We start from the raw sequence: 24,094 nt of genomic DNA, 5'->3' as shown, positions 1-24,094 counted from the left end.
TTATTCTCCTCGACGATCCGCGTCGTCATTCTTCTGCTGGCGACCCAGCTCGCGCACGGTCATCGCACAGACGCCGACCGCCAGGCCGACAACGCCGCCGAGCAGGCCCACGGCGGTGGCCGAAACGATCCCCCCCTCTTTCAGGTTAACGTCCGGTTTTTCAACGCGCGGCGTGGGATTATCAACGTGAGCCAGTTGGAAGATGCCTTTGTGGAAACCGACGCCTTCTTCATTACAGCCGTAGCAGGGATGACCAATCGCCACCGGCCAGACACCGCCTAAATCGCAAAACTGCAGCGTTGAACAGTTGCCCCAGGTCTCCGGGCCTTTGCAGCCCAGGTGATACAAGCACCACCCCTCGCGATGTCCCGCATCGCCAAAGGCTTTGGCAAAACGCCCGGCGTCAAAATGCGGGCGGCGTTCACAGTGCTCGTGAATTAAGCGCCCGTAAGCAAAAAGAGGGCGATTTTTGGCGTCCAGCGTCGGCGGTTTGCCGAAGGTGATGATATGCGCCACCGTGGCGAGAAAGTTTTGCGGGTTGGGCGGACAGCCGGGAATATTGATCACCTGTTTATCGGGAAGGACCTCTTGCAGGCTAACGGCACCGGTGGGATTGCTCCCCGCCGCCGCGACGCCGCCCCAGGAGGAACAGGAGCCGATAGCAATAATCGCCGCCGCGTTTTCCGCCGCTTTACGAATATGATCGACAATCGGTTCCCCGGCGACCATGCAGTAAACGCCGCCATCTTTAAGTGGAATCGAGCCATCGACCACTAACACGTACTGGCCTTTGTACTGCTCCAGCGCACGGTGTTTGTTCTCTTCGGCCTGATGTCCAAAGGCGGCGGACAGCGCTTCGTGGTATTCCAGCGAAATGGTTTGCAACACCAACTGTTCAATAGTGGGATGCGTTGCGCGAAGCAGCGATTCGGTGCAGCCGGTACACTCCTGCGCGCCTATCCAGACAACCGGCGGACGCTGGGGGTGGCTGACGGCTTCGGCCATTTCGGCGGCGGCTCTGCTGCTTAATCCCATCGTGGCTGCCAGCGCGGCGCACAGCTTCATAAAGTCACGACGACTTACGCCCTGAGGCGCAAAGTGTTGGTTCTCTCCTGCCATTTATAATTATCCCTCTGCTCGGACTGAGATTATTCTCCCTCTTTTATGCAGGGGAATGCTGCGATCGATCCGACAAATAATCACATGAAAAACAAGGTTATTACGTAAAGAGTTAATCAACGGGAGGTGAGAATCAAGAGAATGATGGGCTTAGTGGCACGAAGCGGCAAAAAAAAAGAAAGTCACTCTCGACAAAAGCGACTTTCATAAAAGTGAACTACACACTGAGCAAAGCTTATTTTTAGATTTCGAGGCGGTAGCCCGCCATAAAAAAGCGGATCGCGGTGCTGGAGTAGTTCTCGCGAAAGAAGCCCATCACCCTATCCCTGTCCAGCCCGTAGCGACGCGTCAGAATACCTGCTTCCCACGCGCTGAGTTGCCGATCGTCGGTCTTTTCAAACATGCGATGGGAAAACTCAGTACAAAGCCACGTTTATAGTCCGGGCCGAAATGCGCCACCCTACTGGCGCTTTCCGCCTGAAGCGCATTCAGCCCGGCCATCAAACCTTTGCCTAAATGATTGTCCATCGTTATCCCCCTCGCATAACCGATATATTAAAAATTATATAACGATCATTTGTGAGGACGGTAGCGCGGATTAAAACGCCACCCACTCGTCAGACGTCGTTGCCGTTTTAGGCTTAGCCGTGCGGGTTAAATCGGGTTTTAACAGCGGCCCGGCTGCGCTATTTTGCTGCTGGTCATCAGAGAGACGGAACTGCTGAACGGAGCGTTGCAGCTCCTCGGTTTGACGCTCCAGCGCCGCCGCCGCCGCGGAAATTTGCTCGACCAGCGCGGCGTTCTGCTGCGTCACACCATCCATCTGGGTAATGGCGATACCCACCTGCGAAATGCCTTTGCTCTGTTCATCGGTTGCAGAGGCGATCTCTTTCATAATGGTGGTCACTTCTCTGACGGAACGCAGAATGCTCTCCATCGTCGTGCCGGTGTCATTGACCAGCTTCGCACCTTTTTCCACCCGTGTGACGGAATCGGCGATCAGCGTTTCAATCTCTTTTGCCGCGCCCGCACTGCGGCTGGCAAGGTTACGAACTTCACCCGCGACGACGGCGAAACCGCGCCCCTGTTCGCCCGCACGCGCCGCTTCGACTGCGGCGTTAAGGGCCAGAATATTGGTCTGGAAGGCGATGCTGTTAATCACGTTTGTGATCTCAGCAATCTTTTTCGAACTGCCGGAGATGCCGTCCATAGTGCTAATGACTTCTTTCACCAGCGCGCCGCCTTTGCTGGCGGTGGTCGAGGCCACTTCCGCCAGCGCGCTTGCCTGGCTGGCGTTATCGGCGTTCAGTTTTACCGTCGAGGTCAGCTCTTCCATGCTGGCGGCGGTCTGCTCCAGCGCGGCGGCTTGCTGTTCGGTGCGCGAAGAGAGATCGTTATTACCGCTGGAGATCTCCGTTGCGCCGCGCCAGATATTCTCGCTGCCGTGACGGATGTTGCTCACCGCTTCACGCAGGCTGTCCTGCATCGCTAACAGCAGCGGGATCACCTGACCTACGCAGTTGCGTCCCATATCTTCCAGCGGCTGGCTCAGATCGCCCTGCGCCATCAACGTAAAGTGCGCGCGAATACGGTTTAGCGGCTTCACTAACAGGGCGACCAGATAGCGGTCGGTAAAGAGCAGAATCAACAGGCCAATCACCATGGCCACAATAATGGCCACGCGGGTGGTGCTGGTGCGTCCATCCACCATCACACGCGTTTCATCAAGTCTTTCGCTCGCAGCTTTATTAAAGCTTTCGGTAGCCGCGCCAAAGCTGCGGCTTAAACCCGGCGTAACATTATTCGCCTGCTGGCGATAGGCGTCGGGGCTGCCCTGCTGCGCAAGCTGCATCTGCGGGGAAATGCCTTGATCCAGCAGGGCCTGCCAGCTGGTAATCACCTGCTCCGACACCGCTGTGTCCATCGGACCCGGCGAAACGGCTTTAAACTCTGTTAATTTGCGCGACATGGTATCAAGCGCCTGCTGCACCGGGGCCATATCTGCCGAGCCACCCGCAGCTTTGGCTTCCATCACCCGACCAAGACGCGTCACAAATCTGAAGTACTGATCGTTCCCCTGACTTAAAAGGGTCATTTGCGTCACCAGCTGGCGATCGACGTCGTTACCATCGGCCACTTTTGCCAGAGAAAAAACGCTATACAGACCGACGCCAGACCACAGCAGGCCAAAGATGCCGAGGATCACCAGCATCACGGCGCGTATCGTAAAGTTACGAAGCAAATTCATCATATTATCCTTGCAGTGAAGGTTCGTTCTCGCCTGCGGACGAGAGTTATCTTCCTTTATCGGCAAGATATGAGAAATATTAATTCGCAGGCTTAAGTTTTCATTTGAAAAATGCCCGTTTTCTCTTCACGTCAACTATTCGCATGCTCTGCGATAAAACAATTAATCTAGCCAACCTCATGCCCTTCAAAAAGCAATAAAAATCCATACGAAATGCAGAGTATTTTCAATTCAACCATATGAAATTAAATGATTTTTATTCGAATCATTCATATATCAATATCAACAAAAATATATTAATAACCAAAGTAACAATAATTAATTTAATTACTTTAAGTGGAATCAATAATAGACATTAAAAAAGCATAATCGGTACAAAATAAAAGTGCGTCGTGCATAGCTCTGTATAGTAACGCTATTTATTATCGATAAAAAAATCGATAAATATCCCTAATATTTCGGCAAAAAAAGGCTAAACAACATAAGTTAACAACGGCTTCACGTTTTATGAACAAATGTTAAAAGAGAGGTTTTTTTATACTCAAACAAGGTTATAGCCAGGCCACCGATCAGCAGAGAGTATGGGTGAAAACCTAACGTCGGCAAGGCTTCCAGAGAGAAACATAGCGCCGCGCTGGCGTTTTTTCCTCCAGCGCTACAGTGGGCAAAATCGCGTGCTAAGTTTATTTTGAAATACATTGATAAATGTTATCAATCACGCGAACCGCTAGTGAACCCGTCGTTTCTCTCTGCCGTCGCGGAGCATTTTTTTACCCCAGGAAAGGGAGCCCAAACGTAAATTACCCCCTATTTTTGCCTTGCCAGGAATAAACAGCCCTTCCCTGACGCTGCAATACGCGTTATTTTTTTACCATCACTATAATAAAAAACCACTATATTAATCATATATGAATTTATAAACCTTAAAATAAATAAAATACAACACATTCATCTATTTTGTCTTTTTCACTACTTTTAAGCTGTAGCCCCCCTTAAATAAGACACTTTTTGTACTAGCCTGGCTTAAACATCGCGCACCGCCCGGCATCAAAAAAAGAGTTATCTGTGGTTACCCTCTTTTGCAGTATGAAAAAACGGACGTAAGATAGAAACGCTGTTTCGAAAATTAATAAAGAAGATAAAAATGAGAGGAGACATCATGCCTGACACTATCAACCCGGATCGTTATCAACAGATGCAGTACCGCTACTGCGGTAAAAGCGGCCTGCAGCTGCCCGCACTTTCTCTCGGTTTATGGCACAGTTTTGGTCATGGACAGGCCATAGACTCTCAGCGCGCACTGCTGCGTAAAGCATTTTCCTTAGGCATCACCCATTTTGATTTAGCCAATAACTACGGCCCGCCTGCGGGCAGCGCGGAAGAGAACTTTGGCCGCCTGCTGCGCGAGGATTTTGCGGCATACCGTGATGAACTGATTATCTCGACTAAAGCCGGTTACGATATGTGGCCCGGCCCTTACGGCTCCGGCGGGTCGCGTAAGTACCTGCTGGCCAGCCTCGATCAAAGCCTGAAACGTATGGGCCTTGAGTACGTGGATATTTTCTACTCCCATCGCGTAGATGAAAAAACGCCGATGGAAGAGACCGCCGCCGCGCTGGCGCAGGCGGTACAAAGCGGCAAAGCGTTGTATGTCGGCATCTCCTCTTATTCAACGGAGCGTACACAACAAATGGCGGCGCTGCTGCGCGAGTGGAAAATTCCGTTACTGATTCATCAGCCCTCGTATAACCTGCTGAACCGTTGGGTGGATAAAACCGGTCTGTTGGATACGCTGGAAGATAACGGCGTGGGCTGCATTGCCTTTACGCCGCTGGCGCAGGGTCTGCTGACCGGCAAATATCTGCACGGAATACCGGACGGTTCACGCATGCAGCGAGAAGGTAAAAAAGTGCGGGGTCTGACGGAGAAGATGCTGACGGAGAGCAATCTGAACAGCTTGCGCTTGTTAAATGAAATGGCGCAACGCCGCGGCCAGACGATGGCACAAATGGCCCTAAGCTGGCTATTAAAAGACGCCCGCGTCACCTCGGTACTGATTGGCGCGAGCCGACCGGAACAGCTGGAAGAGAACGTTCAGGCGCTGAATAACCTGACGTTTAGCGCACAGGAGTTAGCGCAGATTGACCAGCATGTTGCCGATGGTGAATTGAATCTGTGGCAGGCGTCATCTGATAAGTAGCATGCAGGCCGGGCGGCGCGATGCTGCCCGGCCAAAGGCTCATTCCTTGCTGCGGGTAATTCTGTCCAGATAGCCCATCATAAAAGCGGATAGCACAAACGTCAGATGCAGAATCACATACCACATCAGCTTATTGTCCGGGACGTTTTTGGCATCCATAAACACGCGCAGCAGATGAATGGATGAGATGGCGACAATCGCCGCCGCTACCTTGTTTTTTAATGATGTAGCGTCCATTTTGCCCAGCCAGTTCAGTTTCTCTTTATGCTCGGCAATATTGAACTGAGAGACGAAATTCTCGTAGCCGGAAAACATCACCATCACCAGCAAACCGCCAACCAGGGTCATATCCACCAGCGACAGTAACGTCAGGATCAGATCCGCTTCCGCCAGGCCGAAAATACCGGGCAGAATGTGAAAAATCTCCTGAAAGAATTTTACCGTCAGTGCGAGCAGGCCAAGGGAGAGGCCGAGGTAAACGGGGGCGAGCAACCAGCGCGAGGCATACATTGCTTTTTCCAGAAAGCGTTCCATGTTGCGTAAAATCTCCTTAGGGTGCAAACCGACGCTCAGTATATCTCAGCCGGGCAAAAAATCCGCAACATGCAGGCTACATAAATCACACTTCGTCAGGAATTACCCACGGCCGCTGATACTCCGGCCAGACCAGCACCACCAGCGCCGGATAGGCTTCCATGCTGAATTCACGAAAACACTGGCGTAAGTTGAGCACATCGAGATCCGCATGCGGGACTTTTTCACCGTTGACGCAGCGTTTCTTTATATTATCGTAATACTTATATACCGCCGAATTGAGATCGCTACAGCGACGCTGCGCTTCAAATAAGCCCGGCGTGCTATTTAACTCTGCCATATTCATGCGCTTAATTGTCGCATGAAGAAAATCAATATATTCATGATTAACGCGCCAGTACCATACCGGGGTAATCGCATTCATTAGCACCGAGAAATGATCTTCACCTTCCTCTTTTGACAACAGCTGCGGCGGTGCAGGTAACTTATCAATTTCACTCAGGGAACTATTTTTATTGTACTCGCGCATCAATATAAGAACGCCGCCCGTGAGCAGCAATAAAGCAATAACAGAATAAAAAATACTGTTCATCAGCAGGCTCCTTTTTTTTGATTTTAAAAGTGCGTCATGATATTGTCAACGAACCTCACGCCTGAAACCTCTCTTCTCTGTTGATATTAAAGGACATTGGAAATGCTACCCGAGAATCTTGTCCCGGCACGTTTTCACATTTCTGCCGCTGAACCCGTGCCCGGAGAAGAACAAAAAGATACTAATTTAACTCAGGGTAAAAGAACGCTCGAGGAATACGCTAACGATATTTTAGCCAATGGAAGCCGCACCGGGCAGTCGAAAAATATGCTGCTTGAAGAGCGCGATCGCCATATAAAAGAGCGGCTATTACGCGTGGTTAAAATTGAAACGTTTGCCCGCTTACTTAATGATTTACAAGCGGAAGGCGAGATCGATGCTCAGTCATTAAGCCAAATCATTAACGAAAAAACGCAGCAAATTAACGACGCAGGCAATGAGATTTGGCTTAACCTCATTACCCGAGAAAAGGATGCACCCATTTTTTATAAGCTGGCGGGTGAGTAATATGAAAGACGTCGATAATAATAATGTCTATTTAGCTTTAGATAACAAAAAAAGCGATGAATTTATCTTAAAGCAAAATAGAGAGGCGCTGATATTAAGCAAAAACGAAACTGTCCAGCGTATCGCCCGCGAGCTGGTGTCTATTCCTGCGGCGCTGGTACGTCTGAAATGGCAGAACCGGCGAGAAATTTATCCGCTACAGGTTAAAGAAGAGATCTACGGTGCGGTAATCGATGCCATCATCGAGCAGAAACCGGAACTGCAGGAAAAAATCATGGGTCGCCTGGAAGCCAATTACCAATACATTCTGGCGCGGGAAACGGCTACGCTGCGATTGAGCCGTAAATTGAGCGATGGTGAATACCGCACCTCGAACGTCACCACCGTGGCGCTGGAAGAAGAGGTCGCCGCCCACAGCGCGACAAACGCTAAGTAGAACCTCCCCTCCCCTGCTTTGATGCGCACTTCTACGATAATCCTGAATTTCGCGGCAATCTCAGCGCAAGCTTCTACCCTTAAGTACTGAACAACCGTAATGGAGGGTACTTTATGTCAAATGATCAGACGAAAATGCAGGATCCCACCACCCAGTATTATACCGGTGAATACCCCAAGCAGCTGCAGCCAACGCCGGGCGTGCAGGCGAAGATGGATCCGGTGCCCGACTGCGGCGAGAACAGCTATGTCGGCAGCGGGCGGTTAAAAGGGCGTAAGGCGCTGGTGACCGGCGGCGATTCCGGTATCGGTCGCGCGGCGGCCATCGCCTATGCACGCGAAGGCGCGGATGTCGCCATCAACTATTTACCGGCGGAAGAGGAAGATGCGCAGCAGGTGAAAGCGCAAATCGAAGCCGCCGGGCGCAAAGCGGTATTAATTCCAGGCGATCTGACGGATGAGTCGTTCGCACGCTCGCTGCCGCACAAGGCGAAAGAGCAGCTCGGCGGGCTGGATATTCTGGCGCTGGTGGCGGGTAAACAGGTTGCGGTGGAAGAGATTGCCAATATCACCAGCGAGCAGTTTATCCAGACCTATACCGTTAACGTGTTTGCGCTGTTCTGGATGACCCAGGAAGCCGTGCCGCTGCTGCCGCCAGGCTCAAGCATCATCACCACATCCTCTATTCAGGCGTATCAACCGAGTACGCACCTGCTGGATTATGCCTCAACCAAGGCGGCAATTCTTAACTTCAGCCGCGGGCTGGCGAAGCAGGTGGCTGAGAAAGGGATTCGCGTCAACATTGTCGCCCCCGGCCCTATCTGGACAGCGCTGCAAATTGCGGGCGGTCAGCCGCAGGAGAAACTGCCAACGTTTGGTCAGCAAACCCCGCTTAAACGCGCCGGGCAGCCTGCTGAACTGGCACCGATTTATGTCTATCTGGCAAGTCAGGAGTCGAGCTACGTTACCGCCGAAGTACATGGCGTGACGGGCGGCGAACATTTAGGTTAAATGGCCTGATGCAGGTATAAAAAAAGCTGGCACCTGCCAGCTTTTTTAATCGATTAGTTTATTACTTCGCTTTGGTGACTTCTTCGCCCACCAGGCCGATTTTCAGATACCCTGCCTGATGCAGCGTATCCATCACTTTCATCATCGTGGCGTACTCGACGGTTTTATCCGCACGGAAGAAAATGGTGGTGTCTTTTTTACCCTCGGTCAGCGTATTCAACGCACTAATCATCGTCTCATCGGTGACCTGATCGTTGCCGATATACATCGAGTTATCCGCTTTTACCGACAGGTAAACCGGTTTTTCCGGGCGCGGCTGCGGCTGGCTGGTCGATGCCGGCAGGTTAACTTTGACATCAACCGTGGCAAGCGGCGCGGCGACCATAAAGATAATCAGCAGCACTAACATAACGTCGATAAAGGGCGTGACGTTGATTTCGTGCATTTCGCCGTTATCGTCGAGGTTTTCATTAAGACGTAAAGCCATAACCCATCAACCTACACGTAATTTTTGCGTGGTGCGAACCGGCTGTGCGTTGCTGGCAGCGAGGTCCAGATCGCGGCTTTGCAGCAGCAGAACCTGCGCGGCGACATCGCCAAGCGTCGCTTTATAGCTGCCAATCATGCGGGCGAAGAGGTTATAAATAACCACCGCCGGGATAGCCGCTACCAGGCCGATTGCCGTTGCCAGCAGCGCTTCCGCGATACCCGGTGCTACTACCGCGAGGTTGGTGGTTTGCGTTTGTGCAATACCGATAAAGCTGTTCATGATGCCCCAAACGGTACCAAACAGACCGATAAAAGGAGAGATGGCACCAATCGTCGCAAGATAACCATTGCCGCGGCCCATATAGCGGCCAGTCGCAGCAACGCGCCGTTCCAGACGAAAACCAGTACGCTCTTTAATACCTTCGTTATCTTCGCTACCTGCGGAGAGTTCCAGCTCGTTCTGGGCTTCGTTGATTAACTGGGTGCTTACGCTGCGCGCCGGGAAAGCGGAGGCAATCTCACTCGCCTGATTAAGGGAACGGGCTTCAGCCAGCAGCTTCTGCTCACGTTTGAGGCGGCGTTTGTGCGAAATCATCTCAACGCTCTTACTAAAGAATAGCGCCCAGGTGACGACAGAAGCCAGAATCAGGCCAATCATTACCACTTTCACCACGATGTCGGCATGGTGATACATGCCCCACACGGAAAGATCCGTCTGCATCAAATTATTACCCACACTGTATCTCCGAGACGCAAATCACAAAATCTGTGCGTCATGATATCAAAAAGTCGTCGAATTGATAGTGGTTCTCATTAGTATTCGCATAGTGCCTGAGTAAAAAGTCATTTTCTTTGCGCTTACGCAGTAAACAAACGCCAATGTCCATTTTCTGGAAAAATTTATCCGCCGCGTTAACTCTGTGAGGCAACCGTCGACAATCATGGTAGTCTGGACATCCAGACGTATAAAAACAGGTTGAGCAATAATGACGGCAAAGCATCTTGATACCGCTCTGGTTAACGCAGGGCGCAGCAAAAAGTATACGCAAGGTTCGGTGAATAGCGTTATTCAGCGCGCCTCTTCGCTGGTTTTCGACACCGTTGAAGCCAAAAAACACGCCACCCGTAACCGGGCAAACGGCGAGCTGTTTTACGGGCGGCGCGGTACGCTCACGCACTTTTCATTGCAGGAGGCGATGTGTGAGCTGGAAGGCGGCGCGGGTTGCGCCCTCTTTCCCTGCGGCGCGGCGGCGGTGGCGAATACCATTCTGGCCTTCGTTGAACAAGGCGATCACGTGTTGATGACCAATACCGCCTATGAACCGAGTCAGGATTTCAGCACGAAAATTCTTGCCAAACTGGGGGTTACTACCAGTTGGTTCGACCCCATGATTGGCGCAAGCATTGTGCGGCTGATTCAGCCTAATACCAAAGTGGTGTTCCTTGAATCTCCCGGCTCGATCACTATGGAAGTTCACGATGTCCCGGCGATTGTGCAGGCGGTGAGAAGCGTCGCCCCGGAGGCGATTATCATGATTGATAATACCTGGGCAGCGGGCATTCTGTTTAAGGCGCTGGAGTTTGATATTGATATCTCGATTCAGGCGGCAACCAAATATCTGATTGGCCACTCCGACGGTATGATCGGTACGGCGGTCGCCAATGCCCGCTGCTGGGAGCAACTGCGTGAAAATGCCTATTTAATGGGGCAGATGGTCGATGCCGATACGGCGTATATGACCAGCCGCGGCTTACGTACGCTGGGTGTACGACTGCGCCAGCATCATGAAAGCAGCCTTAAAATCGCCGAATGGCTGGCGACCCATCCGCAGGTGGCACGCGTCAATCATCCGGCGCTGCCCGGCAGTAAAGGCCATGAGTTCTGGCAGCGGGATTTTACCGGCAGCAGCGGCCTGTTCTCGTTTGTGCTGAATAAGCGGCTAAACAACGACGAGTTGGCAAACTATCTCGATCACTTTTCGCTGTTCAGCATGGCTTACTCGTGGGGCGGCTATGAATCGTTGATCCTGGCTAACCAACCGGAACAGCTGGCGGCGATTCGCCCCGATGGCGAGATTGATTTTGCTGGCACATTAATCCGGCTGCACATTGGTTTAGAGAATGTTGACGATCTGATTGAGGATTTAGTGGCAGGCTTCCAGCGCATCGTCTAAACCAGGTTTACGGGCGTAAGAATTAGGAAAATTCTATGTTTCTTGCGCCCCCGATCAAGGTGTTTCAGGCTAACTGGAGTACAATAGCTTCCTCTACGCTGTTCCACGGGAAAGTCCATGGCTGTTATTCAAGATATTATTGCTGCGCTCTGGCATCACGACTTTGCTGCGCTGGCAAATCCGCATGTTGTCGGTGTTGTTTATTTAGTGATGTTTGCCACACTCTTTTTAGAAAACGGCCTGCTTCCTGCTTCGTTTTTGCCCGGTGACAGCCTGCTGCTGCTGGCCGGTGCGCTGATTGCGCGCGGCTGCATGGATTTTGTCGCGACCTTAGCCATTCTGACTTCCGCCGCCAGCCTCGGCTGCTGGCTGAGCTATCTGCAGGGAAGATGGCTTGGCAATACGCGCGTGGTGAAAAGCTGGTTGTCGCAGCTGCCGGTGAAATACCATGAGCGGGCGACCTGTATGTTCGATCGCCACGGTCTGCTGGCGCTGCTGGCGGGACGTTTTCTCGCTTTTGTGCGCACCTTGTTACCGACAATGGCGGGGATTTCCGGCCTTTCTAACCGCCGCTTTCAGATTTTCAACTGGCTGAGCGCGCTGCTGTGGGTAGGCGCCGTCACTTCCCTGGGTTACGCCATTAGCATGATCCCGTTTGTGAAACGCCATGAAGATCAGGTGATGACCTTCCTGATGGTGCTGCCACTATTCCTGCTGGTGGTCGGCCTGATTGGTGCGGTCACGGTAGTGCTGAAGAAAAAATACAGTAACGCGTAACATTCCCCCTCTTCCTGTGAAGAGGGGACGGTTAGTTCCCCTGAATGGTGCGAATTCTCGCCACATCTTCTCCCGGCGTCAGGCCAAAATAACGCTTAAACTCACGGCTAAACTGCGACGGGCTTTCGTAGCCCACGCGAATGGCCGCCGCGCTGGCTTTCATGCCGTCGTGCACCATTAACATCCGCGCCTTATGCAGCCGGTAGGTTTTCAGGTATTGCAACGGCGAGGTGCTGGTCACCGACTTAAAGTTGTGGTGAAACGCCGAAACGCTCATATTGGCCTCCGCCGCCAGCTGATCGACGCTGAGGTTTTCCGTGTACTGGCTTTCAATGCGTTTGAGCACGCGGCTTATCAGGCTAAAGTGCGTCTGGCGGCTGACCAGTGCCAGCAGCGCGCCGCCGCACGGCCCCGTCAGCACGTGATAGAGCATTTCACGGATAATCTGTTTGCCAAGAATACGCGCATCCAGCGGGCGCTCCATCACATCAAGCAGCCGCTCAGCGGCGCAGAGGATCTCCTCCGAGAGCACCGCCGAGTTGATGCCGCTGGCCGCCACATCGGGACGGAAGTGTTCATCTTCGCCAATGTCCATCAGCAGTTCCTGCAGCTGTAAAATATCGACATTTAGGCGGATCCCTGCCAGCGGCACTTCCGGCGTAGCAAAGGTTTCGCACTCAAAAGGCAGCGGCACGGTGAGCAGCAAATATTCATTGGTGTCATAACGAAAGACTCTTTCATTGATATAACCAATTTTGTGCCCGGAAAAGAGAAACACGATCCCCGGCTGATACATTACCGGCGTGCGGGTTCCCGGCTGCGTGCCGTACAGCAAACGGATATCCGGCAGCAGAGCGCTTAGCTTGTTTTCATTTATTTTCAAATGCTTAATTTTATCCGTCAGCTGCAGACAAATCTTTTCACGCTTCATTTTTCGCCACTCCGGCAAACAATTTTGACCCGCACAGTGTGCAAAGTTTTGCACATTTTCTCCAGTGACATGGAGAAACAGGCAAGACATAGGCAGGAATGTGCATTGAGGGCGCGCGGGCCCGCGCCCACAATAAACCCCATCAGGCAAAACATCGCCACCGCTCTTTAACCTCAATCAGAAGGGAACGCACAATGAACAGTTTTAATTTACATACCCCGACCCGCATCCTGTTTGGCAAAGGCGCTATCGCCAATCTGCGTGAACAAATTCCGGCTAACGCGCGCGTGTTGATCACCTACGGCGGCGGCAGCGTAAAGAAAAACGGCGTGCTCGACCAGGTTTACAGCGCCCTTTCAGGGCTGGACGTGCTTGAATTTGGCGGTATCGAACCGAACCCGACCTATGAAACGCTGATGAAAGCGGTACAGGTGGTGAAAGCGGAAAATATCACCTTCCTGCTGGCGGTGGGCGGCGGCTCGGTGCTGGATGGCACTAAATTTATTGCCGCAGCGGCACACTATGCCGACGGCATCGATCCCTGGCATATCCTGCAGACCCGCGGGAGCGAAATCAAAAGCGCTATCTCGATGGGCTCCGTGCTGACGCTGCCGGCAACGGGTTCTGAATCCAATGCTGGCGCGGTGGTATCGCGTAAAGCGACCGGCGATAAACAGGCTTTCCACTCTGCCTTCGTACAGCCGGTGTTCGCGGTGCTGGATCCGGTTTACACCTTTACCCTGCCGCCGCGCCAGGTGGCGAACGGCGTGGTCGACGCCTTTGTTCATACCGTTGAGCAGTACGTCACTTACCCGGTCGCGGGTAAAATTCAGGATCGCTTTGCAGAAGGCATTCTGCTGACGCTGATCGAAGAGGGCCCGAAAGCGTTGCAGGAACCGGAAAACTACGATGTGCGCGCCAACGTTATGTGGGCGGCGACGCAAGCGTTGAACGGCCTTATCGGCGCGGGCGTGCCGCAGGACTGGGCAACCCATATGCTGGGCCATGAGCTGACCGCAATGCACGGGCTGGATCATGCCCAGACGCTGGCGGTGGTGCTGCCTGCCCTATGGAATGAAAAACGCGATACCAAACGTGAAAAACTGCTGCAGTACGCAGAGCGCGTCTGGAACATCACTGAAGGTTCAGAAAGCGAGCGCATCGATGCGGCTATCGAAGCAACACGCAACTTCTTCGAGCGTATGGGCGTACCAACCCGTCTGTCGGGTTATGGCCTCGACGGCAGCTCCATTCCGGCGCTGCTGGCTAAACTGGAAGAGCATGGGATGACGAAACTTGGCGAACATCAGGATATTACTCTTGAGGTGAGCCGCCGTATTTACGAAGCGGCGCGCTAAGGTCTCACCTCTTCGCCTTCCGTTTTTGGGTTTTTCGACCACAATTAATGCACCCCACCTTACCGGGCTCGTCCCGGTAAGCTTACAAAGGAGAAATGCATGACACATCCAACCGTGATTAAGCTGTCTGACGGCAATGTGATGCCACAACTGGGACTTGGCGTGTGGAAAGCGAGCAACGAGGAAGTGGTAACCGCCATCCATAAGGCGCTGGAAGTCGGGTATCGCTCAATTGATACCGCCGCCGCCTATAAGAACGAAGAGGGTGTTGGCAACGCGTTAGCCAGCGCAGGCGTACCGCGTGATGAACTGTTTATCACTACCAAACTGTGGAATGACGATCAGCAACGCCCCGCCGAAGCGCTGAAAACCAGCCTGCAGAAACTGCAGCTGGATTATGTCGATCTCTACCTGATGCACTGGCCGGTTCCGGCAATCGATCATTACGTTGAGGCCTGGCAGGGCATGATCGAGCTGCAAAAGCAGGGGCTGGTTAAAAGTATCGGCGTATGTAACTTCGAGATTCACCATCTGCAAAAGATCATCGATGAAACCAGCGTGATCCCGGTGGTTAACCAGATTGAGCTGCATCCGCTGATGCAGCAGCGCCAACTGCATGCGTGGAATGCGACGCATAAAATTCAAACGGAATCCTGGAGCCCGCTGGCGCAGGGCGGCGAAGGGGTATTCGATCAGAAAGTTATCCGCGATCTGGCGGATAAGTACGGCAAAACACCTGCCCAGATTGTTATCCGCTGGCATCTCGACAGCGGCCTGGTGGTGATCCCGAAATCCGTTACGCCTGCGCGTATCGCTGAAAACTTCAGCGTCTGGGATTTCCGCCTTGATAAAGATGAACTGAGTGAGATTGCGAAGCTGGATCAGGGGAAACGGCTGGGGCCGGACCCGGATCAGTTTGGTGGCTGAGTGCTGGCGTTAAAGCCCCTGGCGGGCTAACGGCACAGACAATAAAAATCCCGGCGAAAGGCCGGGATTTTTTTGCGCTTAACGTACGCGCGGGGTGCGTTTTTTGGCCGGTGCCGCCGCGTTTTTACCGTTGCTGCGCTGATGAACAATCGGCGTATGCTTGGTTAACGCCGGCTGCGTATGCCGGTTCTGACGGCGCGCTTCGCGTATCTCATCCAGCGTTGGCGCAGGCACCAGGCACTCACGGCGCGAGCCAATCAGGTGCTTTTTACCCATCGCTTCCAGCGCCTGGCGCAGCAGCGGCCAGTTGGCGGGATCGTGATAACGCAGCAGCGCTTTATGCAGGCGGCGCTGTTTATCGCCTTTCGGCACCACCACTTCTTCACTCTTATAGTCGATCTTCGACAGCGGGTTTTTGCCGGTGTAATACATGGTCGTCGAATTGGCCAGCGGCGACGGATAGAAGTTCTGCACCTGATCCAGGCGGAAGCGGTGACGCTTCAGCCACAGCGCAAGGTTGACCATATCTTCATCGCGCGTACCAGGATGCGCAGAGATAAAATAGGGAATTAAATACTGCTCTTTCCCCGCCTCTTTCGAATAGGTATCGAACAGCTGTTTAAAGCGATCGTAGCTGCCCATGCCCGGTTTCATCATCTTCGACAGTGGCCCCTCTTCGGTATGCTCCGGGGCAATTTTCAGATACCCGCCGACGTGGTGCGTCGCCAGCTCTTTGACGTAACGCGGATCTTCCACCGCCAGATCGTAACGCACACCGGAAGCGATAAGGATCTTCTTGATGCCTTTCAGATCGCGGGCGCGGCGATAAAGATTGATCGTGGGCTGATGGTTGGTATCCATGTGCGGGCAGATATCCGGGTAGACGCAGGAGAGACGGCGGCAGGTCTGCTCGGCGCGCGGCGATTTGCAACGCAGCATATACATGTTGGCCGTCGGCCCACCCAGATCGGAGATAACGCCGGTAAAACCCGGTACCGAGTCGCGAATCGCTTCGATCTCATTAATGATCGAATCTTCTGAACGGCTCTGAATAATGCGCCCTTCATGCTCGGTAATGGAGCAGAACGAGCAGCCGCCAAAGCAGCCGCGCATGATGTTGATGGAGAAACGGATCATATCATAAGCCGGGATGCGACTCTTGCCGTAAGCGGGATGCGGCACACGCTGGTACGGCAGAGCAAACACGCTGTCCATCTCTTCGGTGGACAGCGGGATCGCCGGCGGGTTGATCCAGATATAGCGATCGCCATGCTTTTGCAGCAGCGCGCGGGCGCAGCCGGGGTTGGTTTCATGATGCAAAATGCGTGATGCGTGCGCATACAGCACTTTATCGCCCTTCACTTTTTCAAAGGAGGGCAGCAGAACGTAGGTTTTCTCCCACGGTTTTGGCCGCGGCGGCTGCACGGTAACCGTTTTAACTTCTTGCGCTTTCGGCTCGACGGGTTTGTTATCAGCGCAGGGTAAATCTTCGCCGTAAGGATGGGGAATAGGGTCGATTTTACCCGGCGTATCAAGGCGCGTAGAGTCAACGCCGCTCCAGCCCGGCAGCGCTTCTTTGACGATAATCGCGGTATTGCGCACATCGCGGATCTGCGCAATAGGTTCACCCGCCGCCAGACGGTGCGCCACTTCTACCAACGGGCGCTCGCCGTTGCCGAACATCAGCATGTCGGCTTTTGCGTCGATCAGCACCGAGCGGCGCACGGTATCGGACCAGTAATCATAATGAGCGGTACGGCGCAGACTGGCTTCAATACCGCCGAGGATCACCGGTACCTCTTTCCACGCCTCTTTACAGCGCTGGGTATAGACCAACGTGGCGCGATCCGGGCGCTTACCCGCAACGTTATCGGGCGTGTAAGCATCGTCATGACGTAGCTTACGATCGGCGGTGTAGCGGTTGATCATCGAATCCATATTTCCGGCGGTGACGCCAAAAAACAGGTTCGGTTTACCCAGACGCATAAAGTCGTCTTTGCTGTTCCAGTCCGGCTGGGCAATGATGCCGACGCGGAAACCTTGCGCCTCCAGCATGCGTCCGCAAATCGCCATCCCGAAGCTCGGGTGATCAACGTAAGCATCGCCCGTTACCAGAATGATGTCGCAGCTATCCCAGCCAAGTTGATCCATCTCTTCGCGCGTCATCGGCAAAAAAGGTGCCGGGCCAAAGCAGGCCGCCCAATACTGGGGCCATGAGAAAAGGTCGCGATCCGGTTGGATCAGGGATATTGCGCTCATCTTACTTCCAAAAGTGGTAAAAAAATCATCAAAGGGCGGCGATTATACGCCGTAAACTGGCATGAAATGAAGGGCGATTTTGTCAAAGCCTGCGAAGTGCGGCTTGCAGGCCTGGCGCGTTATGGCGCGGGGTTGACCAACAGTTGTCCCACCGAACCGCGATCGGTCATCTCCAGCGTCTGGCTTTGATAGAGGAACGGGAAATGTGGCCATGAAGGCTGACCAAACCACACCAGTAACTCCACCTGCCCGTCTATCCATACCGTATCTTTCCAGCCGCGATCTTCCGGGAACGGCAGCGCGCCGTTGACGTTACGCACCTGGAACATCACCCCTTCAATGTGGAACGACTGCGGCATTTCCGCACGTACCGTCCAGCGCTCCCAGGTGCCCTGCTGTGCGGTGATGTCGATACGCTGCGTATCCCATAGCTGACCGTTAATGCCCGGATCGCTGCCCAGGGTGATATCGCGGCTACGGGTTGGCGTACCGGGCTGAATATCGGACGGCAGCAGGCGCATCGGCAGCGTGTCGGTGACCAGCGGCAACAGGCCGGTCGGGCGCAGCGTCAACACCAGCGTTGAAATAAGAATGCTCGACGGTTCGAAGAAACCGCGTAGCCGGTCCATAATGCTCGCTGCTTCACCGCAGGTGATCGACACTTCATCACCGTTGGTCATATCCACCAGCACTTCCCGGCGCTCGCCTGCGGCCAGCGACAGCTGCTTGACGGAAACCGGCGCGGATAAGAATCCCTGATCGCCCGAAATAACATGCAGCGCGCGGCCATCGCTCATTTGCAGATGATAACGGCGCGAGTTGGAGGCATTCAGCAAACGCAAGCGCACCCAGCCGCGTGACACTTCAACATACGGGCTTTGCGCGCCGTTAACCATCAGCGTATCGCCAACGAAACCGCCGCTGCCCGGCTCGCTGTACTGCGGCGTGCCAAAGTTATCCAGCCGTTTGTCCTGAATAATAATCGGGAAATCATCTACACCGTAGTGGTTGGGAATCGGCAGGGATTTGCTGATCTCATCTTCGACCAGCCACATCCCGGCAAGCCCGCTGTAAACCTGCTGGGCGGTGCGGTTCGGCGTATTGGCGTGATACCAGAGCGTGGCGGCGCTCTGGCGGATGGGCAGCACCGGCGCCCAGTCGTTATTAGCGGTCATCATACGCGGTGCGCCGCCCATAAGGGGGCCTGGCACCTGCAAGCCGCTGACGGTCATCGCCACGTTTTCCGCCAGCCTGTTGCTGTAAATCAGTTTAACGTCATCACCGTTCCAGACGCGGATGGTGGGCCCCAGATAGCGGCCATTGATACCGGCAACCTGCGCCCGCGTTCCGGCCACAAAGGACCAGTGCGCGCGTTGTAGCGTCATAAACAGCGGCTGGCCGCGCCGGGATTCCAGCAGCGGAGGCACAGGTAGCGGCGGCTGCTTTCCGGCAGCATTAGCCCTCAGCGGCACCGCGCCGGCACAAAGCGCAACCCCGGATGCCTGAAGAAAGTGACGCCGACTGAGTGACATATTTGCTCCGTGTAAAACTGACTTAATGCGCCGAAGGCGGAATCGCCTCCGGTGATGCGAAATAGTATTAAACCCTGCCGGTGGCTTCGCGTTCTGCCACTTCTTGATCGAGTTCGGCAATTTTCGCCGCCATCAGTTCGTGGCAGTGGGTCGCCAGCTGGCGCACCTGATCTTTACCAAACTGGGAGATATCGATGGGGGGCAACATCTCAACAATCGCCAGCCCGTTGCGCAGGCGATTCAGTTTGATTTTATTCGAGGTGGTGGAAACGCATACCGGAATGATCGGCACACCGGCGGCAATCGCCGCATGGAACGCCCCGGTTTTAAACGGCAGCAGGCCACGGCCGCGGCTGCGGGTCCCTTCAGGAAACATCCACACGGAAATATTACGTTTCTGGATATGCTTCACCACTTCGGCAATGGTGCCGTGGGCTTTCGCGCGGTTATTGCGATCGATAAGCAAGTTACCGGTCAGCCAGTAAAGCAGGCCAAAAAAAGGCACCCAGAGGAGGCTCTTTTTACCGACGGTGACGGTTGGCGGCTGCACAATGCTGGACGCCGTCACCATATCGTAATTGTTCTGGTGGTTGGCAATATAAATCGCATTGCCAAACTGGGCGGCATTGGGCGGTAAACGGGTTTCCACTTTCAGGCCAAACACCGGTGCCAGGCGGCCAAACAGGTGGCCGAAGGTGGCGACATGTTTAGGATTACGCGGGCTGAACAGACAATAGAGAGATCCGAAGATACACAGCAGAATGGAATAAATAACAACAATAATCATGCGAACAATTAATAGCATAGTAACCTCGAAAGCCCATACCTTTGAGCATTATATACATACCAGGAACATTACGCTGAAGCTGGCTGTACCGCCGTCGACCATTATTGGGCCTGGGCTATTTTAAAGGCCGCCGAAAAGCAGGCGGCCATTAAAAAAACGTAATGTTAAACGCAATATACGAATAAACAACGCCTTTACGGGAAATTTACTGAGAAAAAGCTCCCCACCGGAAAGAGGGGAGCCCGTCGGCGAAGATTACTCTTCGCTGTCGCCCGCGCCCGGGCGGGAAGGCGCGTCAATGTCAACGCGGTCGATTTTTTGCAGGCCGCGCATCAGCGTACCGCGACGCCCGCGTTCGCCCTGCACTTTTTGCAGCTCTTCCGGGCGCAGCTTGATTTTGCGTTTGCCGACATGAATCGTCAGCGTACTCTGCGGCGGCAGCAGGTAAAGATGAGCAAGGTTATCGACGCCGTTCGCCGCATCGGCGGAAGGGATCCCGATAATCTTGTTCCCTTTCCCTTTCGACAACTGCGGCAGATCGCTGACCGGGAACATCAACATGCGGCCCGCGGCGGTGATCGCCAGCAGCATATCGCTGTCGTCCTCAATCTCCAGCGGCGGCATCACTTTGGCGTTATCAGGCAGGCTGATCAGCGTCTTACCGGCGCGGTTACGGGCGATTAAATCGTTGAAGGTACAGACGAAACCATAACCCGCATCGGAAGCCATCAGCAGTTTTTGGTTCTCATTGCTCATCATCATATGCTCAACGGTGGCACCCGGCGGTAACGTCAGTTTACCGGTTAACGGCTCGCCCTGGCCACGGGCGGAAGGCAGCGTAATCGGGTCGATGGCATAGCTACGCCCGGTGGTATCAATAAACACCACCGGCTGGTTGCTCTTCCCTTTCGCCGCCGCTTTAAAGCTGTCGCCCGCTTTGTAGCTCAGGCCTTGCGCGTCGATATCATGGCCTTTGGCGCTGCGCACCCAGCCCATTTGCGACAGCACAATCGTCACCGGTTCGGACGGCTGCATATCGTGCTCGTTCATCGCTTTCGCTTCTTCACGCTCATGCAGCGGCGAACGGCGATCGTCGCCGAATGCATCGGCGTCGGCCTGCAGCTCTTTCTTCAGCAGGGTGTTCATTTTGCGCTCGGAAGCGAGGATCGCCTGCAGCTGATCGCGCTCTTTCGCCAGATCGTCCTGCTCACCGCGGATCTTCATCTCTTCCAGCTTAGCGAGATGGCGCAGTTTTAATTCAAGGATCGCTTCCGCCTGCGTTTCGCTAATGCCAAAGCGCGACATCAGCGCCGGTTTCGGCTCATCTTCCGTACGGATGATTTCGATCACTTCGTCGATATTGAGAAACGCCACCAGCAAACCTTCAAGGATATGCAGGCGCTTGAGCACTTTCTCCAGACGATGATTAAGGCGGCGGCGTACCGTATCGCGACGGAACGTCAGCCATTCGGTAAGGATCTCCAGCAAGTTTTTCACCGCCGGACGACCATCTAAGCCGATCATATTCAGGTTGATACGGTAGCTTTTTTCCAGATCGGTGGTGGCGAACAGGTGGTTCATCACCTGCTCCATATCCACGCGGTTGGAGCGCGGCACGATCACCAGCCGCGTCGGGTTCTCATGATCGGATTCGTCACGCAGATCGTCGACCATCGGCAGCTTTTTATTGCGCATCTGGCTGGCGATTTGCTCCAGCACGCGCGCGCCGGAAACCTGGTGCGGCAGCGCGGTGATCACCACCGCGCCATCCTCTTTTTTCCACACCGCGCGCATGCGTACTGAACCGCGCCCGTTCTGGTAAATTTTACGAATTTCCGCGCGCGGGGTGATGATTTCCGCTTCCGTCGGGTAGTCCGGCCCCTGCACGATATCCAGCAGCTCATCGAGGGTGGTTTTCGGCTGTTCAATCAGCGTAATCGCCGCGTTAGCGACTTCGCGCAGGTTATGGGGCGGAATATCCGTCGCCATGCCCACCGCGATGCCGGTGGTGCCGTTCAGCAGAATATTCGGCAGACGCGCAGGCAGCATTCTTGGCTCCTGCAGCGTACCGTCGAAGTTTGGCAGCCAGTCAACGGTCCCCTGCCCCAGTTCGTTCAGCAGCAGCTCGGCATATTTGGAGAGGCGGGATTCGGTATAACGCATCGCCGCGAAGGACTTCGGATCGTCCGGCGCGCCCCAGTTACCCTGGCCGTCGACCAGCGGATAACGGTAGGAGAACGGCTGCGCCATCAGCACCATGGCTTCGTAACAGGCGCTATCGCCGTGGGGATGGTATTTACCCAGCACGTCACCCACGGTACGGGCGGATTTTTTGAATTTTGCGCTGGCGTTCAGCCCCAGCTCGGACATTGCGTAAACGATGCGACGCTGAACAGGTTTCAGGCCATCACCGATAAACGGCAACGCACGATCCATGATGACGTACATGGAGTAGTTCAGGTATGCGTTTTCCGTGAATTCATGCAGCGCAAGGCGCTCTGCCATATCGCTCATTAATCGTGATTCCTCAACGTATGCGCCCGCCTGTGCGGCGGCAATATTGCCGCAGATACTACCTTATCTGCGGCGAGGAGTCATAGCGATGCGCGATTTTTTCACACGCGTTGAGGGCTTACTGAGCGACTTTGCTGATCTCTTTGACGTCGATTTCCACCGAGTTCCAGTCTTTATCCACTTCGCCGACGATCTCTACCGAATCCTGCGGCCCAACGGTAACGCCATTCCAGCGCTTACTGTTGATATCAATATTGATGGTGCCGGTCGCATCTTTAAACAGATAAGTGTCATCCGAGATGCGCTCGATGATGTTGCCGCGTAGAGTGACCCAGGTATCGTCGCGCAGAGATTTAGCGCTTTGTACGGTGGTGAGGCTCCCGGTGGGTCCGGTAAAGCCGCCGTTTTGCTGATGGGTATTTGGTCCGGTAAAACCGCCGGTATTAGCCGCAAAAACAGATGTGCAACCAAGGGCTAACAGGGCGATGAGTGTAGCTCTCTTTTTCATGTAACTCTCCTTTACTGTGGTTAACGTCCGTTTAACCCGTCATTCCTTATCAACTTCATTAACGGGTAAGCATCTTTCTCCTCGTTACATTATCTGTGGTGCGCCGCTTTATTGCCAGTTTGTGCGGCATAAAGGGCAGCATTATTGCTTCAAGAGCAAAAGTCTTTGCATTTTTTGCCAATTATCCCGCACCGTTGTTCCGGTTAAAATCGCCGCCAACGTTTTTAATCGAGGTTTCCCATGAGCAATATTTTAATCATCAATGGCGCAAAAAAATTCGCCCACTCCAACGGACAGTTGAACGACACCCTGACCGAGGTCGCGGAAGCGTTTCTGCGCGACGCCGGGCATGACGTCAAAACCGTGCGTCCCGACAATGGCTATGACATCAAAACGGAAGTCGAGAATTTCCTGTGGGCCGATACGCTGATCTGGCAGATGCCGGGCTGGTGGATGGGCGCGCCGTGGACGGTGAAAAAGTATATCGATGATGTGTTTACCGAAGGCCATGGTTCGCTGTACGCCAGCGATGGCCGCAGCCGTGCCGATGCGTCGAAAAAATACGGTTCCGGCGGTCTGCTGCAGGGGAAAACCTATATGCTGTCGCTAACCTGGAACGCACCGATGGAGGCTTTTACCGATAAAGAGCAGTTCTTCCACGGCGTGGGCGTTGACGGCGTTTATCTGCCATTCCATAAAGCGAACCAGTTCCTCGGACTGGAAGCCCTGCCGACCTTTATTGCCAACGACGTGATGAAAATGCCGGACGTGCCGCGCTTTAGCGCAGAATATCGCAAGCATCTGGCGGAGATTTTTGCTTAACTGTGAGACAGGACTTAAAGGGAGTAAGTTAATCATGTTGACAGTAATTGCAGAAATCCGTACTCGTCCCGGGCAGCATCATCGCCAGGCGGTACTTGATGAATTCGCGAAAATTGTACCGGTGGTATTGCAGGAAGAGGGCTGCCACGGTTACGCGCCGATGATCGATCACGCAGCCAATGTAAGCTTTCAGGCCACCGCGCCGGATTCCATTATCATGGTAGAACAGTGGGAAAGCGTCGCGCATCTGGAAGCCCATTTGCAGACGCCCCATATGAAAGCGTGGGGCGAAGCCGTCAAAGGTAACGTGCTGGAGACCCATATCCGTATTCTGGAATCGGGTCTCTAAAGGTGGGTCCCTCTCTGTTAA

22 protein-coding genes and 1 pseudogene are annotated in these 24,094 nt (G+C 53.9%); 10 read left to right on the top strand and 13 right to left on the bottom strand.

The window, feature by feature from the left end; genetic code table 11:
• The 3 genes and pseudogenes from hybO to RW65_RS11975 form a co-directional block, all read right to left on the bottom strand.
• Positions 1–1,119 carry a hydrogenase 2 small subunit gene (gene hybO / locus RW65_RS11985; RefSeq protein ID WP_039056976.1) on the bottom strand — a complete coding sequence of 373 codons (1,119 nt, stop codon included), beginning with the start codon at positions 1,117–1,119 and terminating at the stop codon, positions 1–3.
• Positions 1,120–1,360: 241 nt separating this feature from the next.
• Positions 1,361–1,647: pseudogene (locus RW65_RS11980) on the bottom strand (DUF2623 family protein).
• A 70-nt stretch (positions 1,648–1,717) separates the two neighbouring features.
• Positions 1,718–3,367, bottom strand: coding sequence for a methyl-accepting chemotaxis protein (locus RW65_RS11975; RefSeq protein ID WP_039056975.1), 1,650 nt, complete (start codon positions 3,365–3,367; stop codon positions 1,718–1,720).
• 1,159 nt (positions 3,368–4,526) lie between these two features.
• Between RW65_RS11975 and RW65_RS11970 the strand changes: the two genes are divergently transcribed.
• A complete protein-coding gene (locus RW65_RS11970; RefSeq protein ID WP_039056974.1) occupies positions 4,527–5,567 on the top strand; it encodes an aldo/keto reductase in 1,041 nt (346 codons plus the stop codon).
• A 39-nt stretch (positions 5,568–5,606) separates the two neighbouring features.
• Here RW65_RS11970 and RW65_RS11965 read toward each other — a convergent pair whose 3' ends face one another.
• Positions 5,607–6,101: a TIGR00645 family protein gene (locus tag RW65_RS11965; protein ID WP_039056973.1), complete on the bottom strand. Its 495-nt coding sequence runs from the start codon at positions 6,099–6,101 to the stop codon at positions 5,607–5,609.
• A gap of 85 nt (positions 6,102–6,186) precedes the next feature.
• Positions 6,187–6,693, bottom strand: coding sequence for an ESA_00282 family adhesion-associated protein (locus tag RW65_RS11960; protein ID WP_039056972.1), 507 nt, complete (start codon positions 6,691–6,693; stop codon positions 6,187–6,189).
• A gap of 102 nt (positions 6,694–6,795) precedes the next feature.
• Between RW65_RS11960 and RW65_RS11955 the strand changes: the two genes are divergently transcribed.
• The 3 genes from RW65_RS11955 to RW65_RS11945 all read left to right on the top strand — a co-directional run bounded on the left by RW65_RS11955 (position 6,796) and on the right by RW65_RS11945 (position 8,646).
• On the top strand, positions 6,796–7,200 hold the full coding sequence (locus RW65_RS11955; RefSeq protein WP_039056971.1) for a hypothetical protein: 405 nt from the start codon (positions 6,796–6,798) through the stop codon (positions 7,198–7,200).
• Position 7,201: 1 nt separating this feature from the next.
• Complete coding sequence (locus RW65_RS11950; RefSeq protein WP_197058885.1) at positions 7,202–7,636, top strand: cytoplasmic protein; 435 nt, start codon at positions 7,202–7,204, stop codon at positions 7,634–7,636.
• A gap of 113 nt (positions 7,637–7,749) precedes the next feature.
• Positions 7,750–8,646, top strand: a complete 897-nt coding sequence (locus tag RW65_RS11945; RefSeq protein WP_039056969.1) for an SDR family oxidoreductase — start codon at positions 7,750–7,752, stop codon at positions 8,644–8,646.
• A 61-nt stretch (positions 8,647–8,707) separates the two neighbouring features.
• On the opposite strand, the gene exbD is transcribed toward RW65_RS11945, so the two are convergent.
• Together exbD and exbB are read right to left on the bottom strand one after the other, a co-directional pair.
• Positions 8,708–9,133: a TonB system transport protein ExbD gene (gene exbD, locus RW65_RS11940; protein ID WP_039056968.1), complete on the bottom strand. Its 426-nt coding sequence runs from the start codon at positions 9,131–9,133 to the stop codon at positions 8,708–8,710.
• A gap of 6 nt (positions 9,134–9,139) precedes the next feature.
• On the bottom strand, positions 9,140–9,871 hold the full coding sequence (exbB, locus tag RW65_RS11935; protein WP_039056967.1) for a tol-pal system-associated acyl-CoA thioesterase: 732 nt from the start codon (positions 9,869–9,871) through the stop codon (positions 9,140–9,142).
• A 250-nt stretch (positions 9,872–10,121) separates the two neighbouring features.
• Here exbB and metC point away from each other — a divergent pair, with 250 nt between their 5' ends.
• Both metC and RW65_RS11925 read left to right on the top strand, forming a co-directional pair.
• Positions 10,122–11,309: a cystathionine beta-lyase gene (gene metC, locus RW65_RS11930; protein ID WP_039056966.1), complete on the top strand. Its 1,188-nt coding sequence runs from the start codon at positions 10,122–10,124 to the stop codon at positions 11,307–11,309.
• Positions 11,310–11,426: 117 nt separating this feature from the next.
• Positions 11,427–12,086, top strand: coding sequence for a DedA family protein (locus tag RW65_RS11925; protein ID WP_039056965.1), 660 nt, complete (start codon positions 11,427–11,429; stop codon positions 12,084–12,086).
• 31 nt (positions 12,087–12,117) lie between these two features.
• Here RW65_RS11925 and RW65_RS11920 read toward each other — a convergent pair whose 3' ends face one another.
• Positions 12,118–13,017 (bottom strand): AraC family transcriptional regulator, encoded by a 900-nt coding sequence (locus tag RW65_RS11920; protein WP_039056964.1) that lies wholly within the window; start codon positions 13,015–13,017, stop codon positions 12,118–12,120.
• A gap of 194 nt (positions 13,018–13,211) precedes the next feature.
• Between RW65_RS11920 and yqhD the strand changes: the two genes are divergently transcribed.
• A complete protein-coding gene (yqhD, locus tag RW65_RS11915; RefSeq protein ID WP_039056963.1) occupies positions 13,212–14,375 on the top strand; it encodes an alcohol dehydrogenase in 1,164 nt (387 codons plus the stop codon).
• Positions 14,376–14,474: 99 nt separating this feature from the next.
• The gene (gene dkgA / locus RW65_RS11910) at positions 14,475–15,302 is read left to right on the top strand and encodes a 2,5-didehydrogluconate reductase DkgA (RefSeq protein ID WP_039056962.1); all 828 of its coding nucleotides are present in this window, start codon (positions 14,475–14,477) and stop codon (positions 15,300–15,302) included.
• Between the two features lie 78 nt (positions 15,303–15,380).
• Here dkgA and RW65_RS11905 read toward each other — a convergent pair whose 3' ends face one another.
• The 5 genes from RW65_RS11905 to RW65_RS11885 all read right to left on the bottom strand — a co-directional run bounded on the left by RW65_RS11905 (position 15,381) and on the right by RW65_RS11885 (position 22,902).
• Positions 15,381–17,561 carry a YgiQ family radical SAM protein gene (locus tag RW65_RS11905; protein ID WP_039056960.1) on the bottom strand — a complete coding sequence of 727 codons (2,181 nt, stop codon included), beginning with the start codon at positions 17,559–17,561 and terminating at the stop codon, positions 15,381–15,383.
• A 119-nt stretch (positions 17,562–17,680) separates the two neighbouring features.
• Positions 17,681–19,093, bottom strand: coding sequence for a cell division protein FtsP (ftsP, locus tag RW65_RS11900; RefSeq protein WP_039056959.1), 1,413 nt, complete (start codon positions 19,091–19,093; stop codon positions 17,681–17,683).
• A 67-nt stretch (positions 19,094–19,160) separates the two neighbouring features.
• Positions 19,161–19,898, bottom strand: a complete 738-nt coding sequence (locus RW65_RS11895) for a 1-acylglycerol-3-phosphate O-acyltransferase (RefSeq protein WP_039056958.1) — start codon at positions 19,896–19,898, stop codon at positions 19,161–19,163.
• A 237-nt stretch (positions 19,899–20,135) separates the two neighbouring features.
• A complete protein-coding gene (gene parC / locus RW65_RS11890) occupies positions 20,136–22,394 on the bottom strand; it encodes a DNA topoisomerase IV subunit A (protein ID WP_039056957.1) in 2,259 nt (752 codons plus the stop codon).
• Positions 22,395–22,512: 118 nt separating this feature from the next.
• Positions 22,513–22,902, bottom strand: a complete 390-nt coding sequence (locus tag RW65_RS11885; RefSeq protein ID WP_039056956.1) for a YgiW/YdeI family stress tolerance OB fold protein — start codon at positions 22,900–22,902, stop codon at positions 22,513–22,515.
• A 240-nt stretch (positions 22,903–23,142) separates the two neighbouring features.
• Here RW65_RS11885 and RW65_RS11880 point away from each other — a divergent pair, with 240 nt between their 5' ends.
• Together RW65_RS11880 and RW65_RS11875 are read left to right on the top strand one after the other, a co-directional pair.
• Positions 23,143–23,724, top strand: a complete 582-nt coding sequence (locus RW65_RS11880) for an NAD(P)H-dependent oxidoreductase (protein WP_039056955.1) — start codon at positions 23,143–23,145, stop codon at positions 23,722–23,724.
• Between the two features lie 34 nt (positions 23,725–23,758).
• A complete protein-coding gene (locus tag RW65_RS11875; RefSeq protein ID WP_039056954.1) occupies positions 23,759–24,073 on the top strand; it encodes a putative quinol monooxygenase in 315 nt (104 codons plus the stop codon).
• Positions 24,074–24,094 lie beyond the last annotated feature (21 nt).

It is taken from the genome of Enterobacter sp. Bisph1, assembly GCF_000814905.1.
In the GTDB taxonomy this organism is placed as follows: domain Bacteria; phylum Pseudomonadota; class Gammaproteobacteria; order Enterobacterales; family Enterobacteriaceae; genus Kosakonia.
This window is presented reverse-complemented; position numbering and strand designations above follow the sequence as displayed.

Excerpts from the sequence above, each read along its gene's own strand:
- ftsP (WP_039056959.1), bottom strand. The coding sequence starts at position 19,093 with ATGTCACTCAGTCGGCGTCACTTTCTTCAGGCATCCGGGGTTGCGCTT.
- RW65_RS11975 (WP_039056975.1), bottom strand. The coding sequence starts at position 3,367 with ATGAATTTGCTTCGTAACTTTACGATACGCGCCGTGATGCTGGTGATC.
- RW65_RS11920 (WP_039056964.1), bottom strand. The coding sequence starts at position 13,017 with ATGAAGCGTGAAAAGATTTGTCTGCAGCTGACGGATAAAATTAAGCAT.
- RW65_RS11945 (WP_039056969.1), top strand. The coding sequence starts at position 7,750 with ATGTCAAATGATCAGACGAAAATGCAGGATCCCACCACCCAGTATTAT.
- RW65_RS11880 (WP_039056955.1), top strand. The coding sequence starts at position 23,143 with ATGAGCAATATTTTAATCATCAATGGCGCAAAAAAATTCGCCCACTCC.
- RW65_RS11925 (WP_039056965.1), top strand. The coding sequence starts at position 11,427 with ATGGCTGTTATTCAAGATATTATTGCTGCGCTCTGGCATCACGACTTT.
- RW65_RS11885 (WP_039056956.1), bottom strand. The coding sequence starts at position 22,902 with ATGAAAAAGAGAGCTACACTCATCGCCCTGTTAGCCCTTGGTTGCACA.
- RW65_RS11875 (WP_039056954.1), top strand. The coding sequence starts at position 23,759 with ATGTTGACAGTAATTGCAGAAATCCGTACTCGTCCCGGGCAGCATCAT.
- RW65_RS11970 (WP_039056974.1), top strand. The coding sequence starts at position 4,527 with ATGCCTGACACTATCAACCCGGATCGTTATCAACAGATGCAGTACCGC.
- RW65_RS11895 (WP_039056958.1), bottom strand. The coding sequence starts at position 19,898 with ATGCTATTAATTGTTCGCATGATTATTGTTGTTATTTATTCCATTCTG.
- RW65_RS11905 (WP_039056960.1), bottom strand. The coding sequence starts at position 17,561 with ATGAGCGCAATATCCCTGATCCAACCGGATCGCGACCTTTTCTCATGG.
- parC (WP_039056957.1), bottom strand. The coding sequence starts at position 22,394 with ATGAGCGATATGGCAGAGCGCCTTGCGCTGCATGAATTCACGGAAAAC.
- RW65_RS11955 (WP_039056971.1), top strand. The coding sequence starts at position 6,796 with ATGCTACCCGAGAATCTTGTCCCGGCACGTTTTCACATTTCTGCCGCT.
- metC (WP_039056966.1), top strand. The coding sequence starts at position 10,122 with ATGACGGCAAAGCATCTTGATACCGCTCTGGTTAACGCAGGGCGCAGC.
- exbD (WP_039056968.1), bottom strand. The coding sequence starts at position 9,133 with ATGGCTTTACGTCTTAATGAAAACCTCGACGATAACGGCGAAATGCAC.
- yqhD (WP_039056963.1), top strand. The coding sequence starts at position 13,212 with ATGAACAGTTTTAATTTACATACCCCGACCCGCATCCTGTTTGGCAAA.
- hybO (WP_039056976.1), bottom strand. The coding sequence starts at position 1,119 with ATGGCAGGAGAGAACCAACACTTTGCGCCTCAGGGCGTAAGTCGTCGT.
- RW65_RS11960 (WP_039056972.1), bottom strand. The coding sequence starts at position 6,693 with ATGAACAGTATTTTTTATTCTGTTATTGCTTTATTGCTGCTCACGGGC.
- dkgA (WP_039056962.1), top strand. The coding sequence starts at position 14,475 with ATGACACATCCAACCGTGATTAAGCTGTCTGACGGCAATGTGATGCCA.
- RW65_RS11965 (WP_039056973.1), bottom strand. The coding sequence starts at position 6,101 with ATGGAACGCTTTCTGGAAAAAGCAATGTATGCCTCGCGCTGGTTGCTC.
- RW65_RS11950 (WP_197058885.1), top strand. The coding sequence starts at position 7,202 with ATGAAAGACGTCGATAATAATAATGTCTATTTAGCTTTAGATAACAAA.